At 62.2% G+C, this 17,027-nt stretch carries 18 protein-coding genes; 11 read left to right on the top strand and 7 right to left on the bottom strand.

What is annotated here, in order from left to right; all coding sequences use genetic code 11:
* The first annotated feature begins 8 nt into the window (after window positions 1–8).
* Window positions 9–356, top strand: coding sequence for a DUF5330 domain-containing protein (locus FJ942_RS02730; protein ID WP_140494742.1), 348 nt, complete (start codon window positions 9–11; stop codon window positions 354–356).
* Window positions 357–454: 98 nt separating this feature from the next.
* Window positions 455–883 (top strand): SufE family protein, encoded by a 429-nt coding sequence (locus FJ942_RS02725; protein ID WP_140495047.1) that lies wholly within the window; start codon window positions 455–457, stop codon window positions 881–883.
* Between the two features lie 187 nt (window positions 884–1,070).
* Here FJ942_RS02725 and FJ942_RS02720 read toward each other — a convergent pair whose 3' ends face one another.
* Together FJ942_RS02720 and FJ942_RS02715 are read right to left on the bottom strand one after the other, a co-directional pair.
* Entirely contained in the window at window positions 1,071–1,496 is a 426-nt protein-coding gene (locus tag FJ942_RS02720) for a MucR family transcriptional regulator (RefSeq protein WP_095089970.1), read from the bottom strand.
* 429 nt (window positions 1,497–1,925) lie between these two features.
* Window positions 1,926–2,294: an SH3 domain-containing protein gene (locus FJ942_RS02715; protein ID WP_140520957.1), complete on the bottom strand. Its 369-nt coding sequence runs from the start codon at window positions 2,292–2,294 to the stop codon at window positions 1,926–1,928.
* Between the two features lie 116 nt (window positions 2,295–2,410).
* On the opposite strand from FJ942_RS02715, the gene FJ942_RS02710 reads away from it, so the two are divergent.
* The 3 genes from FJ942_RS02710 to FJ942_RS02700 all read left to right on the top strand — a co-directional run bounded on the left by FJ942_RS02710 (window position 2,411) and on the right by FJ942_RS02700 (window position 5,769).
* A complete protein-coding gene (locus tag FJ942_RS02710) occupies window positions 2,411–4,525 on the top strand; it encodes a S9 family peptidase (RefSeq protein ID WP_140567669.1) in 2,115 nt (704 codons plus the stop codon).
* Between the two features lie 67 nt (window positions 4,526–4,592).
* Window positions 4,593–5,219, top strand: a complete 627-nt coding sequence (locus FJ942_RS02705; RefSeq protein WP_140517957.1) for a LysE family translocator — start codon at window positions 4,593–4,595, stop codon at window positions 5,217–5,219.
* Between the two features lie 160 nt (window positions 5,220–5,379).
* Window positions 5,380–5,769 carry an SET domain-containing protein-lysine N-methyltransferase gene (locus FJ942_RS02700; RefSeq protein ID WP_140494748.1) on the top strand — a complete coding sequence of 130 codons (390 nt, stop codon included), beginning with the start codon at window positions 5,380–5,382 and terminating at the stop codon, window positions 5,767–5,769.
* Here FJ942_RS02700 and FJ942_RS02695 read toward each other — a convergent pair whose 3' ends face one another.
* From FJ942_RS02695 to FJ942_RS02680, 4 genes are all read right to left on the bottom strand, one after another.
* Window positions 5,770–6,720: a cytochrome c gene (locus FJ942_RS02695; protein ID WP_140559432.1), complete on the bottom strand. Its 951-nt coding sequence runs from the start codon at window positions 6,718–6,720 to the stop codon at window positions 5,770–5,772.
* Window positions 6,721–6,729: 9 nt separating this feature from the next.
* The gene (locus tag FJ942_RS02690) at window positions 6,730–7,167 is read right to left on the bottom strand and encodes a cytochrome c (RefSeq protein WP_140559431.1); all 438 of its coding nucleotides are present in this window, start codon (window positions 7,165–7,167) and stop codon (window positions 6,730–6,732) included.
* Between the two features lie 157 nt (window positions 7,168–7,324).
* A complete protein-coding gene (locus FJ942_RS02685; protein ID WP_140567666.1) occupies window positions 7,325–7,927 on the bottom strand; it encodes a superoxide dismutase in 603 nt (200 codons plus the stop codon).
* Window positions 7,928–8,100: 173 nt separating this feature from the next.
* On the bottom strand, window positions 8,101–8,979 hold the full coding sequence (locus FJ942_RS02680; protein WP_140517955.1) for a branched-chain amino acid aminotransferase: 879 nt from the start codon (window positions 8,977–8,979) through the stop codon (window positions 8,101–8,103).
* A 154-nt stretch (window positions 8,980–9,133) separates the two neighbouring features.
* On the opposite strand from FJ942_RS02680, the gene FJ942_RS02675 reads away from it, so the two are divergent.
* Both FJ942_RS02675 and FJ942_RS02670 read left to right on the top strand, forming a co-directional pair.
* On the top strand, window positions 9,134–9,796 hold the full coding sequence (locus FJ942_RS02675) for a haloacid dehalogenase type II (RefSeq protein WP_140494758.1): 663 nt from the start codon (window positions 9,134–9,136) through the stop codon (window positions 9,794–9,796).
* 215 nt (window positions 9,797–10,011) lie between these two features.
* Window positions 10,012–10,836: a L,D-transpeptidase gene (locus tag FJ942_RS02670; RefSeq protein WP_140494760.1), complete on the top strand. Its 825-nt coding sequence runs from the start codon at window positions 10,012–10,014 to the stop codon at window positions 10,834–10,836.
* A gap of 85 nt (window positions 10,837–10,921) precedes the next feature.
* Here FJ942_RS02670 and FJ942_RS02665 read toward each other — a convergent pair whose 3' ends face one another.
* On the bottom strand, window positions 10,922–12,460 hold the full coding sequence (locus tag FJ942_RS02665; RefSeq protein ID WP_140897176.1) for a helicase HerA-like C-terminal domain-containing protein: 1,539 nt from the start codon (window positions 12,458–12,460) through the stop codon (window positions 10,922–10,924).
* A 283-nt stretch (window positions 12,461–12,743) separates the two neighbouring features.
* Between FJ942_RS02665 and FJ942_RS02660 the strand changes: the two genes are divergently transcribed.
* The 4 genes from FJ942_RS02660 (at window position 12,744) to FJ942_RS02645 (ending at window position 17,022) form a co-directional block, all read left to right on the top strand.
* Window positions 12,744–14,186 (top strand): methylmalonyl-CoA mutase subunit beta, encoded by a 1,443-nt coding sequence (locus FJ942_RS02660; protein WP_140897175.1) that lies wholly within the window; start codon window positions 12,744–12,746, stop codon window positions 14,184–14,186.
* The gene (gene scpA / locus FJ942_RS02655) at window positions 14,183–16,303 is read left to right on the top strand and encodes a methylmalonyl-CoA mutase (RefSeq protein ID WP_140897174.1); all 2,121 of its coding nucleotides are present in this window, start codon (window positions 14,183–14,185) and stop codon (window positions 16,301–16,303) included. Before FJ942_RS02660 ends, scpA begins: the two co-directional genes overlap by 4 nt.
* Before the next feature lie 111 nt (window positions 16,304–16,414).
* Window positions 16,415–16,636: an AbrB/MazE/SpoVT family DNA-binding domain-containing protein gene (locus FJ942_RS02650; protein WP_140494768.1), complete on the top strand. Its 222-nt coding sequence runs from the start codon at window positions 16,415–16,417 to the stop codon at window positions 16,634–16,636.
* Window positions 16,633–17,022: a type II toxin-antitoxin system death-on-curing family toxin gene (locus tag FJ942_RS02645; RefSeq protein WP_140494770.1), complete on the top strand. Its 390-nt coding sequence runs from the start codon at window positions 16,633–16,635 to the stop codon at window positions 17,020–17,022. Before FJ942_RS02650 ends, FJ942_RS02645 begins: the two co-directional genes overlap by 4 nt.
* Window positions 17,023–17,027: the final 5 nt, after the last annotated feature.

Genomic DNA, 17,027 nt, shown 5'->3' with positions numbered 1-17,027 from the left:
AGGCGAGCATGTTCTTCCTGATGAGAATGGCTTTCTGGTTTTCGCTGGTGCTGCTGGCACTGCCGCTGGGCGTCGGTTCCGAGCCGGGTCAAGAAAGCGTAGGCCCGATCCAGGCTTTGTTCGCGGCCCGCGACGCGGTCGGCGACATCGCCGGCATTTGCGAACGCAAGCCCGATGTCTGTGAGACCGGCAAGTCGGCAATGCACACCATCACCGCAAGGGCCAAGGAGACAGCCAAGATCGCGGCCGCCATGCTGGACGACAAGTCCGCAGGCCCCGACATCTCCACAATGACCGGCAGCGTTCAAGAAGAAGTCGTCTTGCCCGAGACAGTCAACCTGCCGGTAAAGAATTAGGCCGTTTCGACGGCGCACCGCGGGCAGTCTGCCTCTCGACGCCCGCGGTGTCCTTGTTTTTCCGTGACGCGGCGACGGTGGATGACTATATCGCTGTCATGACGACCACGATCCAGACGATCCGCGACGACTTCTCGTTCCTTGACGAATGGGAGGACCGCTATCGCTATGTCATCGAACTCGGCGAGGCGCTGCCGCCATTCCCCGACGAGGAACGCACCGCCGCCAACAAGGTGCCGGGCTGTGTCAGCCAGGTCTGGCTTACCACCGAACGGGGACCGGGCGGCGATCCGGTCATCACCTTCAGGGGCGATTCGGACGCCCATATCGTACGCGGGCTGGTGGCGATCATGCTGGCGCTGTTCTCCGGCAAGACCGCCAGCGAAATCCAGAAAATCGATGCGGAAGCGACGCTGAAGGCGCTCGGCCTGGACGAGCACCTGTCGCCGCAGCGCGCCAACGGCCTTCGCTCGATGGTCAAGCGCATCAGGCGCGACGCAGAGGCCGCGCTCGAGCAGACGGCCTGATACCGCCTCCGCGGCCAGCCGATCGCATCGTACCGCGCACTGTTACCAGCTCTGTCCCGGCCCGGCCGGCAAAGTAAAACGGCGCCCGAAGGCGCCGATATCGATCCGGTTGAACTGTCCGTCCGGCTCTATCTATCGTTTGAGCCGCATTCTGCGATACCAAGTGTACTCACCTGGCAGCAAATGCTTAGCGGGCCTTGCGCTTGCGGCCGAGCCCCATCTTCTTGGCGAGCTGGGAGCGGGCGGCCGCGTAGTTCGGGGCAACCATCGGGTAGCTCGGGTCGAGGTTCCACTTTTCGCGATACTGATCCGGCGTCAGATCATAGTGGGTCATCAGGTGACGCTTGAGCGACTTGAACTTTTTGCCGTCTTCAAGGCAAACGATGTAGTCGTCATGAACCGAGCGCTTCGGGTTCACTGCCGGCTTCTGCTTGTCGGCGGGCGGCTGTTCGGCGGTTCCGCCCACACGCCCGAGAGCAGCATGGACATCGGAGATGAGGTTCGGCAGTTCGCCGACCGGCACGGGATTGTTGCTGACATAGGCGGCCACCACGTCGGCGGTCAGCTCGATCAGCGCGTCGCTGTTTCTGGAAGGTGTTTCGACAATATCCATGGTCTTCAGGCCCCAACGAGAGTTAGTTTAGTGCGCCCTTTTTTACAGGCAAGGCATTGCACGAATTTTGTGCAGACAGAGCTTCTGCGATTCGTGTCGCGGGGGCATCAATGAACCTACCTAGCAAGTAAGTCAATTCGATCCTTGCACTATATTGAACGATGTTGATCAAATATTTTCGGATCAGCTTCAATCTTTCGTGCACGATGTAATTTTTCGATATTTCCCAGGCGAAACCAGCGACCGGTGACGCAGCGTTAGCTAACCGTTACATTCGCGCTAACTCACAAAGCATCTCCGAGTGCTTCGCTTTGCTTGGCGATCGCGCCGGCAATCTTGGTTGCTCACCCCCTTTCACAAAACCATAGGTTGCCCCACCTCGGCCATTGCCGGCCCTCACGCGTCGTGCAGCCGACCAGCTCGGATCACTCAATACGGGGCGATGTATTTGCCATAGGCCCACCCGGTGACAAAACCGCCGTTCTTCGCCGGATCATGCCAGACTTCGCACCAGCGATAGCGAACCGCCTGCTGCTGCTTCCATGCCGGCTGATTGGCGATGTCGAGCAGGTTCGTCCCGCCAGTGCATCGTCCGGTCATCTGCAAAACGGTGCCGTTCGGATATGCGGCCTGTTTCTGGGACGTGCCCGAGGGATATTTGCGCACGTTGAGCGTGTCGCCGAACGGCACGTTGGCCACTTGCCAAGCGGCGAATACGGTCGCATGAGATTGGCCGGCGATGGCCATAGTTGCGGAAACGACGGCGAGAGCCGCGACGGTGCGAGCATAGATATACATTATTTCTCCTCCCGGCCCGCTTTCTGGAGCCCGGCGCAGCAATAAGACCCGGCTCTTGAACCCGCGCTGATCGGCGTGTTCATTGGCCATTCAGGACATTTCCAAAGCGAGACGCAATGACCAAAACTTCTGCATTCCCGGATGTCACCCCGCCAACGCCCGAGAAGCGGCCGGTTTTCGACACGCATCACGGTATCACGCGAACGGACGACTATTCCTGGCTGCGGGCCGACAATTGGCAGGAGATGTTCAGGGACCCCGCATTGCTCGATGCGGGCATCCGCGCCCATCTCGAAGCCGAGAACGCCTACCAGTCGAAACTGATGGCCGACACGGCCGATTTGCGGAAGCGGCTGTTCAAGGAGATGAAGGGTCGCATCAAGGAGGACGATTCTTCCGTGCCGATGAAGGACGGACCCTACGCGTATGGCTCCTCCTTCAAACTCGGCGGCGAGCAGCCGCGCTATTTCCGCATGCCGCGGGACGGCGGCGCGCAGCATATCCTGCTCGACGGCGATGCCGAGGCCGAAGGCAAGGCCTATTTCCGGCTTGGCGGCGTCGATCATTCGGCCGACCATGGCAAGCTTTTATGGGCGTTCGACGACAAGGGCTCCGAATTCTATACGCTTCGGGTGCGCGACCTCTCCGACGGCAAGGAACTCGCGGACACGGTTCCAGACACCGGCGGTTCGGGGGTGTGGAACGCCGCCAATGACGGGTTTTTCTACACCCGGCTCGACCCCAACCACCGTCCCTCCAAGGTGCTGTTCCATGCGCTTGGGCAGGATCCGGCAAGCGACCGGCTGATCTATGAGGAAAATGATCCCGGCTTCTTCATGAATGTCGGCGGCACGCGCTCCAATGAATGGATCATGGTTGCCATCAACGACCACGAGACATCGGAATACCGGCTGCTGAGCGCGGGCGAGCCGTTTGGCGAGCCGAAGCTGGTGGCGGCGCGCGAGACCGGTCTTCAATACGAGATGGAGGAAGGCGGCGACATTTTCTTCATCCTGACCAACGCCGATGGGGCCAAGGACTTCAAGATCATGACGGCGCCGGCGAGCGATCCGATCCGCGCCAACTGGCAGGAACTGGTTCCGCACGAGGCCGGCCGGCTGATCCTGTCGGTGATCGGCTTCAAGAACCATATGGTCAGGCTGGAGCGCAAGGAGGGCCTGCCGCGCATCGTCGTGCGCGACCGTGCAACCGGCGAGGAACACCTGATCTCCTTCGACGAGGAGGCGTTTTCGCTCGGCCTGTCGGGATCCCTGGAATACGACACCGAGATCATGCGCTTCACCTATTCATCGATGACGACGCCGGCGCAGGTCTTCGACTACAACATGCGCACCCGCGAGCGCGTGTTGCTCAAGACCCAGGAGGTGCCGTCCGGCCACGACCCGGAGCGCTATGTCACGCGTCGGCTGATGGCGCCCGCGGCTGATGGCGAATTGGTGCCGGTCTCGCTCTTGTACCGCCGCGATACCCCGCTGGACGGCTCCGCGCCTTGCCTGCTTTACGGCTACGGTTCCTATGGCATCACGGTGCCGGCGGCCTTCAACACCAACTGGTTCTCGCTGGTCGACCGCGGCTTTGTCTTTGCAATCGCCCACGTCCGCGGCGGCAAGGACAAGGGCTATGGCTGGTACGATGACGGCAAGCGGGCGCACAAGATGAACACTTTCACCGATTTCATCGCCTGTGCACGCCATCTGGTCGCCGAACGCTACACTGTGCATGACCGCATCGTCGCGCAAGGTGGATCCGCCGGCGGCATGCTGATGGGCGCGGTCGCCAACATGGCGCCGGACTGTTTCGGCGGCATCGTTGCCGAGGTGCCTTTCGTCGACGTGCTCACCACCATGCTCGACGCCAGCCTGCCGCTGACCCCGCCGGAGTGGCCTGAATGGGGCAATCCGATCGCGTCGGCGGACGATTACCGGACGATCGCCGCCTACTCGCCCTATGACAATGTCGCCGCGCTCGGCTATCCACCGATCCTGGCGCTAGCCGGTCTCACTGACCCGCGCGTCACCTATTGGGAACCGGCCAAATGGGTGGCGCGGCTGCGCGAGCGCAAGACGGGCGACAATCCGGTCCTGTTCAAGATCAACATGGAATCGGGCCATGCCGGCGCGTCCGGCCGGTTTTCCCGGCTGGAGGAGATCGCCTACACATATTCATTCGCCTTGAGAGTGACAGGCAAGGCAACAGGGCCGCAGGGCTGAAGCGGTCATTGCCCTTCGGCCCCTGGCGTGACTTGATCGGCGACGAACGCCGAGGAGGATGCGAGCAATGATCGACCTGGCCACATTGACCACCTATGTCGCCGTGGTGCTCGGTTTTGTGTTTATTCCCGGCCCCGCCACGCTGCTGACGGTCGCGCGGGCAACGAGTTCGGGAACCAAAGCCGGCATCGCAACCGGCGCAGGGATCGCGGCCGGCGACGTGTTTCACACCTTCACGGCCATGGTCGGCATCTCGGCGATCGTCGCCGCATCGGCGGTGTTGTTCAGCGCCGTGAAGTATCTCGGTGCGGCATATCTCGTTTATCTCGGCATTCGCGCGATCATGGAAAAGACGCCGGCCGATCTCGCCGCCGGCAGGTTCCCAATCTCAGCGGGCAAGGCGTTTCGGCAAGCCATACTGACTGAGATGCTCAACCCCAAGACGGCGCTTTTCTTCCTCGCGTTCCTGCCACAGTTCGTCCGGCCCGAAAACGGATCGGTCATGCTCCAGCTGGCGGTATTGGGGATCATCTTTGTTCTGCTGGGCCTCTTCAGCACAGTGGTTTTCGCGGTGAGCGCAGGCGGGCTTGGCACTTTCCTGCGTCGAAATCCCACGGTGTTAAAATGGCAGGGCAAGATTGTCGGCGGCATCTATTGCGGCCTGGGCGTGCGGCTGGCGCTTCAGCAGCGCTGACGCGAAACGGTGACCGGCGCGGCCTTCTCGGCGAGCCGGGCAATCATTGGTTTTTGAATTCCGTGTTGCTGGTTTTCGCTCGCAATTGCGATGCCCGCGCGCTACCCAAGGCGCGTTTTGTCCCGGGCCATGACAGCCCACAATCGCACAAGGGCCTGCCATGCTGCTCGTCGACGTCTATCTCGACAAATCCCCCATCCAGGGCATTGGTGTCTTTGCCAAGAATCCCATTTCCCGCGGCACGATGATCTGGAAGCTGGATCCGAGATTCGACCGGCTCATCGAGGTCGAGACCTATGAGAGCCAGACAGGACCGGTGAAGAGCTATCTCGATCGCTATGCCTATCCGGACAGGCGAGATCCGAACTACATCGTCTTCGAGGCCGACGATGCACGCTACATGAACCACGCCGACGAGCCGAATTGCGACGTATCCTCGCCGGAGGAAAGCTTTGCGTTGCGCGACATCGCGGCCGGCGAGGAACTGACCTGCAACTACAATCATTTCTTCGCGGCGGGCTTCGACTTCCTGGGCGATCGCCACCCGTAGTCAGCTCGCCGGTTTTTTGCGCGCCGGATAGCCGTTCGGATGCGGCGGAACCGCCTTGAGATAGGCCGCGATCGCCGCGCGGTCCTCGGGCGCCAGTTCGGCCATGTTCCTCTGCACGTCGACCATGGCCCCGCCAACGGAATCGAAATCGGGCGTGAAGCCGGTTTCGAGATAGTTGGCGATATCGGCCTGCGACCAGTCGCCGATGCCGCCCTCCCCGGAGGTGATATTGGGGACGATGCCGCTGCCTTCGGCGGCTGTGGCTCCAGCCAGCCACTCGCTCTTCTTTGTCCCCCCCGCAAGGTCACGCGGTGTGTGACATTCGCCGCAATGACCCGGTCCCTCGACCAGGTAGCGACCGGCAATCACAGGACCAGGCGCGCCTTCGGGCAGGGACACAACAGGCTGCTCGCTGAGATAGAGCCGTTTCCACAAGCCGATGCCGCGACGGATGTTGAACGGAAAACTCAACGAATTGGCCGGCGCTCGGCCGGCAACCGCCGGCAGCGTCTTCAGGAAGGCATAGAGATCGGCAATGTCGGCGGGCTTCATGCGCGCGTAGGACGTATAGGGAAATGCCGGATAGAAATGCTCGCCCGACGGCGAGACACCCTTCAGCATGGCATTGGCGAGATCCTCGGCCGACCACGCGCCGATGCCGTCCTTGGGGTCTTGCGAAATGTTGGGCGGCACAAACGTGCCAAACGGAGTCTTGAGTTCAAGGCCGCCGACCAGTTCGAGCCGCTCATCGCCTTTCGAACCGGGTTTTGCATGGCAGGAGGTGCAGCCGCCGGCATAAAAAATGCGCTTGCCCCTGGCCGCGTCACCAGGCGCGAGCTTGGCCAGGGTTTCCGCATCGAGCTTCACCGGCGCCGAAAGCGTCCACGCGGCAACCGCGCCGACGCCGCCGAGCACGAGTGCGGCGCCGACAAACTTCCTCAGCCATGCCATGGCCGGCGATTAGCCTTTCTTGACCCTGTAGCCCTTGTGGCAGGTGCCGCAGTCGGAGCCGATGACGCCGATTTGCGTCTTCAGGGAATCCACGTCGGCTGGGGCGGCGGCGACCGCGGCCTTGACGTCGGCAAGATACTTGTCTTCTGTCGCCTTGAAACCGGCCATGTCTTGCCAGATCTTCGGCGCCGCCGTGGTGTCGCCCGTGTCGCTGCCCGCCGGGAACAGGACGTCGGCGTCGAATTTTTCCGCGTTCGCCTGGAGCGCCTGCAGCGCAGTCAGTACGGCGGCGGCATCAAAGGGCTCCTCACCCTTGACCACTTTCGACAGGCCGCCGACGATCTTCCCGCGTTCCTTCATCAGGGCCTGGCGGTCGAGGATCGGGTCGGCAAAGGCCGCCGAACCGGCGAACGCGAGCATAGAGATGGCGACGACAAGCTTTCTCATTCAATTAGCTCCATGATGAGGGCATTTCGGGACAGGACGTTAACGGACGTGGCGGGAGGAATATTCCCTTCCCCCGACGATTTTGCAGACCTTTGCTGTGGGATCTCGGCACAGAAAAAGAAAAGCCCCGGGAGTGCCGGGGCTTTCTGAATCTCAATCAAGCTTTCGCTTTTTCGTAGAGTTCGAGAACATGATCCCAGTTGATCAGGCTGTCGACGAAGGCCTCGAGATATTTCGGCCGGGCGTTGCGATAGTCGATGTAATAGGAGTGCTCCCAGACATCGACGCCGAGAATCGGCGCCGCGCCATGGACGAGGGGATTCTCGCCGTTCGGCGTCTTCGAGATCGCCAGCTTGCCATCCTTGACCGAAACCCAGGCCCAGCCGGAACCGAACTGGGTCGTGCCGGCGGCGATGAAGTCGGCCTTGAATTTGTCGTAGCCGCCCAGATCGCTGTCGAAAGCCTCCTGCAACGCGCCCGGCAGCTTGTTGCCGCCGCCGCCCTTTTTCATCCACTTCCAGAAATGGATGTGATTGTAGTGCTGGGCGGCATTGTTGAAGAGGCCGGCATTCTTGCCGAACGACTGCTTGACCACCTCTTCTACCGACAGATCGCCAAGGCCGGCTTCGGCTGCAAGCTTGTTGCCGTTGTCGACATAGGCCTTGTGGTGCTTGTCGTGGTGATATTCCAGCGTCTCTTTCGACATGTAGGGCTGCAAGGCCTCATAGTCGTAAGGCAGAGCGGGCAATTCAAAAGCCATGGAAGGTACTCCCTCAAGGAAAATCCGGTGTCGATACCGGACTAAGATAGGTCTGGATTGGGTTCGGACAACTCCGAAAAGTGAAGCGCCGGGTGCTCTTTCTAAGCGGGTTCCGGAGAACTGTCACACAGTTTCCGGAAACCGGGCGCATTGCGACGAAAAGTCTGGACGGATCAGCCCGCCGACGTCGAATGCGCCCAATCCCAATAGAGCTCCCGCGCCTTCTTGGCCACCGGCCCGGGCTGCAGGCTGCGGTCCTCGATGCGCGTGATCGGAATGACCTTGGAATGGTTGCCGGTCGAAAAAATCTCATCCGCCTCGAGGAATTCACGCACCGACAGCGCCTTTTCGGTGGTCTTGAACCCGTACTCGCCAAGCAACGTCATCGTGCGCGAGCGGGTGATGCCGGACAGGAAGGTGCCGTTCGGCGCCGGCGTCAGGACGTGGCCGTCCTTGACCAGGAAGATGTTCGAGGTTCCGGTCTCGGCGACGTTGCCCAGCATGTCGAGCACCAGGGCGTTGTCGAAGCCGCGCATCTTGGCTTCGAGGATGGCACGGCCATTGTTGGGATAGAGGCAGCCGGCCTTGGCGTTGGTCGGCATGGTTTCGATAGTCGGGCGCCGGAACGGCGAAACCGTCACGGAAAAGCCGGTCGGCGAGATCATCGGCGATTCGTAGAGGCACAGGCAGAAACGGGTCGAGGCGGGATCGGCCGGCACGCCCATATAGCCGCCGTGCTCGGCCCAATACATCGGCCTGATATAGACAGCCGTCTTGCCATCGAATTTCTTCAATCCGTCCCAGGTCAGTCCGACGATCTTCTCGGCCGTCATCGAAGGCTTGAGACCGAGCGCGATCGCCGAGGCATTCACGCGCGCGGCATGAAGCTCAAGATCGGGAGCGACGCCCTCGAACCAGCGGGCGCCGTCGAACACGCTGGTGCCGAGCCACATTGCGTGGCTGCGCGGGCCCAAAACGGCGACATTGCCCTCGTACCAGTCGCCGTCGACGAAAGTCCATGTCGCGGAAAGTGCGGCAGCCGCCAGTGTCATTGCTTTGTCCCGTTCCGATCAATCTCGTGTTGCAGCATTGGATGACGCTTTGGCCGGCGTCGTCAACCAGCATCGGGGAGTTTTGTTGAGGCCACGGACGGCGCGCTGCAATCAAGACTTGCACCTTGCCCCGCCTCGCCTCAAAACTGTTGCCATGCAATACGCCGCTTATGTTTTCGACGCCTACGGCACACTGTTCGATGTTCATGCCGCCGTGCGCCGCCACGCCGACGCCATCGGACCGGACGGCCAGTTGCTGTCCGAGATCTGGCGCGCCAAGCAACTCGAATATTCCTGGGTGCGTACGTTGATGGGCGCCTATGCCGATTTTTGGCAACTCACCGAGCAGGCACTTGATTTCGCGTTGCACAAGGTGCCCTCTGCCGATCCCGGCCTCAAGGCGGCATTGCTGGATGCCTATTGGCGGCTGGACTGCTATGCGGAAGTGCCCGCCGTGCTGAAGGCGCTGAAGGCGTCTGGTGCCAAGCTGGCAATCCTGTCCAACGGTTCGCCGGAGATGCTTGAGGCAGCGGTCAAATCCGCGGCGCTCGACCAGGTGCTGGACGATATCTATTCCGTCGATGCGGTGCGGCGCTTCAAGACCGACCCGTCGGTCTACGACATGGTCACGACAGGCTGGCGCCTCTATCCAGGTGCGGTCTCCTTCCAGTCGTCCAACCGCTGGGACATTGCCGGCGCGACCAAGTTCGGCTTCCGCACCGTGTGGATCAACCGCTCCAACCAGCCGGAGGAGTATCGGGATTTTCCACCGGCCCTGATCCTGCCGTCGCTCGATGCCCTTGTCACAGGTGGCTAACGCATGCGTCCCAAAGGTAATCCTGGTTTTCGCTCTAGGCCGCACACTTCTGTGACCGTAGCGCCACAGTGGCGACGCGGTCACAGCTTCGCCTTTGTTTGTCCACCTTGAGGCCAGATTCGGAACCGCCTATCGCGCCCAAGTGTTGATCAGGCACCTCGCAACGGTCGGCATATTCACGCTTTGTTGCGATTTCAGACTTAAAGAAGGCAACCATGTTCCCAGCCGAAATCGAATCCTATCGCCTGAGCCGTCGCGGCTTTCTCAATGCCGCAGCCCTGGGCGCCGCCTCGATCGCGGTTTCCGCATGCGCCACCACCGGGTCCGGGCCAGTCGAGCCACCGCCACCGGCCTATGTCGAGCCGCCGCTCGCCGACTACGTGACGATGTACGCCGCCGTCAGCGATGGCGGTTTCGAAGTGCCGGCCATTCCCGTCGACAGGATCGATCCGCAATTCCTGCGCCAGATCGTGCCCGACCCGACCGGCCAGAAGCCGGGAACCATCGTCGTCGATACGACCGGCCACTTCCTCTATCTGGTTCGTCCGGGCGGCCAGGCGATCCGCTACGGCGTCGGCCTCGGCCGCGCCGGCTTCGAATGGTCGGGCGATGCCGTCGTCCAGTGGAAACAGAAGTGGCCGAAATGGACGCCGCCGGACGAGATGATCGCCCGGCAGCCGGAACTGAGGCAATACAGCGCTGACAATGGCGGTATGCCGGGCGGGCTGAAAAACCCGCTCGGTGCACGTGCGCTCTATCTCTTCCAGGGCAACGTCGACACGCTCTACCGGCTGCACGGCTCGCCGGAATGGCGTTCGATCGGCAAGTCGGTGTCGTCGGGCTGCGTGCGCCTGATGAACCAGGACATTATAGACCTATATGATCGCGTGCCTTCGAAGACCCCGGTCATCGTGACCAGCGACGCCAGCCAGCCCATGGTGGCGACCGCGAATCACAAAGCCATCCCGATCGATGCCGGCGTGCCGGACGGATCGGTGCTGCTTGGCCCGGTGAAAGCGGTGAGCGACGCGATTTTCTGATGGGAGCGAGGGTGAATGCGGCGACTCGCCGCCTTCACCTCCACATCAGCCTGTCCCTGCATGGCCGTTGCGCGATCGCGCTTCCCTATCTGCCCCTCGACAGACTCCCGAGTATCCCGCGCACGATGGCGCGGCCGACCGACGAGCCGACAGAGCGCACCACCGACTTGATCGCGGCTTCCGCCACCGTCTGGCGGTTGGACGGGCGTGGTTGAGGCGGGCGTCTGCCGCCGGGTTGCGGCGGCGGAGCATCATTGCCGAAGCCCGGAATGGTCCAGCGTGAACGGCCGGCGTCGGCCTGCTGTGCCTCGGCATCCGCCGCGTCCTTGGCCTTTTTCTGCAGCATCTCGAAAGCCGATTCGCGATCGACACCCTCATCGTACTGACCGATCACCGGGCTTTCCTGGATCAGCTTCCGCCGCTCGGCTGGGGTTATGGGCCCAAGTCGTGACGATGGCGGACGGATCAGCGTGCGCTGGACCATGGACGGGATGCCCTTGGCTTCCAGCACTGAAACCAGCGCTTCGCCGGTGCCCAGTTGCGTGATCACGGTCGCGCAATCGAAATCCGGATTTGGCCGGAACGTCTCGGCCGCGGTCCTTACCGCCTGCTGCTCGCGCGGCGTGTAGGCGCGCAACGCATGCTGGACCCGGTTGCCGAGCTGGGCCAGAACCTTCTCAGGAATATCCAGAGGGTTCTGCGTGACGAAATAGACGCCGACCCCCTTCGAGCGGATCAGACGCACCACCTGCTCGACGCGGTCGATCAGCACCTTCGGCGCGTCGTCGAAAAGCAGATGTGCCTCGTCGAAGAAGAAGACCAGCTTCGGCTTGTCGGGATCGCCCACTTCGGGCAGCTCCTCGAACAGTTCCGACATCAGCCAAAGCAGGAACGTCGCGTAGAGTCGCGGATTCATCATCAGCTTGTCGGCGGCCAGCACGCTGATGGCGCCGCGGCCGTCGCGGGTGGTGCGCATGATGTCGGCGATGCGCAATGCCGGCTCGCCGAAGAAATTCGCCGCCCCCTGCTGCTCCAGCACCAGCAGCGTGCGCTGGATGGCGCCGACCGAGGGTTTCGTCACATTGCCGTAGCGGGCGCTGATCTCTTCGGCGCGCCCGGCGATATTGGCGAGCAGCGCCTGCAGGTCCTTGAGGTCGAGCAGCAGCAGGCCTTCCTCATCGGCGATGCGGAAGGCGATGTTCATGATCCCTTCCTGGGCTTCGGACAGATTCATCAACCGCGACAAGAGCAGCGGGCCCATCTCGGAGATGGTGGCGCGGATGGGGTGGCCCTGTTCGCCGAACAGATCCCAGAAGATGACGGGGAATTCCTGGAAGTCATAGGGGGCGAGCTTGACCTGCTCGGCGCGCTTGACCAGGAAATCCTGCGCCGTGCCGATCATGGCTATACCGGAGAGATCGCCCTTGATGTCGGCGCAGAACACCGGCACGCCGGCATTGGAGAATCCCTCGGCCAATATTTGCAAGGTGACCGTCTTGCCGGTGCCGGTGGCACCGGTCACCAGGCCGTGACGGTTGCCATAGTGCAAAAGCAGGTTTTCGGGACGCTGATAGCTGTCGTCGGGCTTGCGGCTGGCGCCGATGAAAATGGTGTCGTCAGCCATATGTCCGGTCTCCGCAACTGCTGTGTATAAAAACCAGCCCTTCGCCCGAAGGTATAGTGGGGGCCTTGCACAGCGACAATGGCGATCGGCGAAAATGGCCTTTTTTGGAGCTTGCGGATTTTGCCCATGTTTGGCAATCGTTCATGCTTCGTGCTCGAAGGCTGGTGTACGCTCGAGGGATCGAATTCGAGTCTTGGAAGCGCATTGCATTGCGGTATCGCACCGGGACCCGTAGACTGAAGTGCTCCAGGCTGATGCGGCCGCATAGTGACGAGGACAGTGGATGAGCGCCGGAGCCTTGACCAGGGATAACGAAGTTCCGAATGCCGACCGGCAGCGATGGCTGGCCCTGGCTGAAAAGGCGCTCGCCGGCGCATCTTTCGAGGAAAAACTGGTCTCGCACACCGATGACGGCATCCGCGTGGAACCGCTTTATGAGCGCGCGGCGGCGGCCGAGCCGATCGTGCGCGCCAACCCCGGATCGCCGTGGATCGTCAGCCAGCGCATCGACGATCCCGACATTGGTCGCGCCAAAGCCCAGGCGCTGGAGGACGTCGCGCAGGGCGCGACGGGATTGTCGCTCGTCTTCGAAGGTGCCCCGAACGCCTTCGGCTACGGCCTGCCGAGAACGGCGCAGGCGCTGGAGACGGTTCTGGACGGCATCCCGTTAAACCGCGTCCAGATCCGGATCGACGCCCACCCATGGAGCCGCCCCATGGCCGACTGGCTGGTGGCGTTCCTTGGCAAGCGCCGCTCCGATCCGGCAAAGCTCAACCTCTCCTTCGGCATCGATCCGGCGGCGATCCTGGCCGGAACCGGCCGGTTGCGCATGTCGATCGAGGCGCTGCAGGAATCCATGCCGCAATCGCTGGCACATTTCTTTTCGATGGGCGTGCCCGGCGTGCTGCTCGAGGCGGATGGGCGGGTGTTCCACAATGCCGGCGCCACGGAGGCGCAGGAGCTTGGCATCATGCTCGCTTCGGCCGTCTCCTATCTCAGGATGTTCGAGAAAGCACGGCAACCGCTCGTCTACGCAGCGCCCCATATCGGGTTTGCGCTGAGCGCCGACCAGGATCAGTTCCTGTCGATGGCCAAGGTCAGGGCCTTGCGCAGGCTGTGGGCTCGCGTCCAAGAAGCCTGCTCGATCCCGACTTCGACGGCCAATATTCACGCCGAGACGTCGTTTCGGATGATGACGGCATTGGACCCGGAGACCAACATCCTGCGCACGACGATCGCCTGCTTCGCCGCGGCGGCGGGCGGAGCCGATTCGATCGCCATCCTGCCGCACACCGTCGCGCATGGCCTGCCGGCGCCTTTCGCACGCCGCGTGGCCCGTAATGCGCAGTTGATCATGGCCAATGAAAGCCACATCGATCAGGTCGCCGATCCCGCCTGCGGCTCCGGTGGCGTCGAAGCGCTCACCGCTGGCCTCTGCGAAGCGGCCTGGTCCGAGTTGCAGGCGATCGAGGCCGAGGGCGGCGTGCTGTCCAGCCTTCAGGACGGACGCATACAGGAACGTGTTCGCACCGCCGCCGCCCGGCGTGCTGCCGCCTTCCGATCCCGCGAGCGCGCCATCGTCGGCGCCACGCTCTATCCGCAGAAAACCGAGCGCGCTGTCGAGACGCTGGCCGCGGAGCGGCGACCTGCCTTCACGGAAGGCATCGTCATGTGCGAGCCGCTGTTTCCGGTCCGCATCGATCAATCGATCGGAGCCGCTTCTTGATTCCGGATTTCAGCCAGGTCGGCTGGGCGCCGCCGCGGCGGGCGCCGGTCGAGATCAAGGGCCAGCGGATGACGCCGGAAGGCCTTGCCGTCAAACATCTGTACAATCAGGGCGATCTCAAGGGGCTGCCGCATCTCGACACCTATCCGGGCATGCCGCCCTTCGTGCGCGGACCCTATCCGACCATGTATGTCCAGCAGCCGTGGACGATCCGGCAATATGCCGGTTTCTCGACGGCGGAAGAGTCCAACGCCTTCTATAGGCGCAATCTTGCCGCCGGCCAGAAAGGCCTGTCGGTCGCCTTCGATCTCGCCACGCACCGCGGCTATGACAGCGATCATCCGCGGGTGGCCGGCGATGTCGGAATGGCGGGCGTGGCCATCGATTCCATCCTCGACATGCGCCAGCTCTTCGACGGCATTCCGCTCGGCGAGATGACGGTGTCGATGACCATGAACGGCGCGGTGCTGCCGATCATGGCGCTCTACATCGTGGCGGCCGAGGAACAAGGGGTTGCGCAGAAGGATCTCGCAGGGACCATTCAGAACGACATTCTGAAGGAGTTCATGGTCCGCAACACCTATATCTATCCGCCGAAGCCCTCGATGCGGATCGTGTCGGACATCTTCTCCTACACATCCAGGCATATGCCGAAATTCAACTCGATCTCGATCTCCGGCTACCATATGCAGGAGGCCGGCGCGACGGCGGACCTGGAGCTCGCCTATACGATTGCCGACGGAATCGAATATGCCCGCGCCGGCGTCGCGGCCGGGCTCGACATCGACCGCTTCGCCCCGCGCCTGTCCTTCTTCTGGGCTGTTGGCATGAACTTCTTCATGGAAGTCGCCAAGCTCAGGGCGGCGCGGCTGCTGTGGTCAAGCCTGATGATGAAGAATTTTTCGCCGAAGGACGAGCGTTCGCTGTCCTTGCGCACCCACTGCCAGACTTCTGGCTGGTCGCTGACGGCGCAGGATCCCTACAACAACATCATCCGCACGATGATCGAGGCGATGGCCGCCACACAGGGTCATACACAATCGCTGCACACCAATTCCTTCGACGAGGCCATGGCGCTGCCGACGGATCATTCGGCCCGTATCGCCCGCAACACGCAGCTGATCCTGCAAAAGGAATCCGGCACCACGCGCATCATCGATCCGTGGGGCGGTTCGGCTTATCTCGAGAGGCTGACGCATGATCTGGCAGCGCGTGCGCTTGCCCATGTCGAGGAGGTCGAGGCGCTCGGCGGCATGGCCGCGGCCACCGAGAAGGGCATTCCCAAGCTGCGCATCGAAGAGGCGGCCGCCCGCACCCAGGCGCGCATCGATTCAGGCGAGCAGGTGCTGGTCGGCGTCAACGCGCACCGGCCCGGTGCGGATATCGAAGTCGACGTCTTGAAGATCGACAATGCCGAGGTAAGAGCCCGGCAGCTATCGAAGCTGCAGCGGCTGAAGGGCACGCGCGACGTCGCGGTGCTCGAGAATGCGCTCGCAGCGCTCTCCCGCGCGGCCGAGAGCGGCGAGAACCTGCTCGAATTCGCCATCCACGCCGCGCGCGCCAATGCGACGGTCGGGGAGATTTCGCTGGCGCTGGAAAAGGTCTTTGGCCGCCACATCGCGTCGGTGCAGACGATTTCCGGCGTCTACCGCCAGGCGCTCGGCGACAATCCGGCCGTCGACCGGCTGCAGGAGAAGATCGGCGCGTTCGAAAAGAAGACCGGCGGCAAGCCGCGCATCCTGGTCGCCAAAATGGGACAGGACGGACATGACCGCGGCCAGAAGGTGATCGCCACAGCCTTTGCCGACCTCGGCTTCGACGTCACCGTCGGCGCCATGTTCCAGACGCCGGAGGAGATCGCGAAGCTCGCCCACGAGCAGGATGTGCACATTGTCGGCGCGTCGTCGCTGGCGGCGGGACATCTGACGCTCATCCCGGAACTCAGGGATGCGCTGAAGAGGCTCGGCCACAGCGACATGCTGATCATTGCCGGCGGCGTGATCCCTCCGCAGGACTATGATGCCGTGCTGCAAGCGGGTGCGGCGGAAATCTTCCCGCCCGGTACCGTGATCCCGGAAGCAGCGGAGCGGCTGATCGACCGGCTGCTGGCGTCCTGAGTTATCGGCAACGAGTGTGTCCGGGCCTTCCTCCCATTCGTAAGTTATAATATCTGTTGCAACGGTGCTGCGGTCGAGTTATAATTGACGTTGCAACAGGAGCAATCCAGCATGAACACCACCATTCGCAAGATCGGCAATTCCGAAGGTGTGATCCTGCCCAAGGAGCTACTCGACCGCCTGAATCTCAAAGCCGGTGATCAGCTTCAGGTTCTCGAAACAGACAAGGACATCGTCCTCAAACCGGTCGACGATAGTTTCGAGCGGCAGATGGAAGCTGCTCGCAAGGTCATGGACAAGTACAAGGTCGCGCTTCAGAAGCTCGCCGAATGAACTGGGAGTTCCTGTCGCGCCGCGCGGTGGAGGCGATGCATGCCGAACAATTGCGCCGGCATGGCGGCGCACAAGGTTTGCGGGATGAAAATGCACTTGAATCGGCACTGGCCCGGGCCGAGAACAAGGCTAATTACGGCACTCCGTCGATTGCAGATCTTGCAGCAGCCTATGTCTTCGGCATTGCCAGAAATCATGCCTTTGTCGACGGCAACAAACGCACGGCTATTGTCGCCGCCGGCGCCTTCCTGATCGTCAACGGTCACGTCCTGACGGCGGACAACGGCACGCTTTATGAATTCGTGATGGCTATCGCCGCCGGCGAGATCGATGAAGCGGGTGCCGCCGCATTTTTTCGCGACCACATCGTGAAGACCGAGGACTGATGTTG

Source organism: Mesorhizobium sp. B2-4-2, from assembly GCF_006442845.1.
Lineage (GTDB): Bacteria > Pseudomonadota > Alphaproteobacteria > Rhizobiales > Rhizobiaceae > Mesorhizobium.
This window is presented reverse-complemented; position numbering and strand designations above follow the sequence as displayed.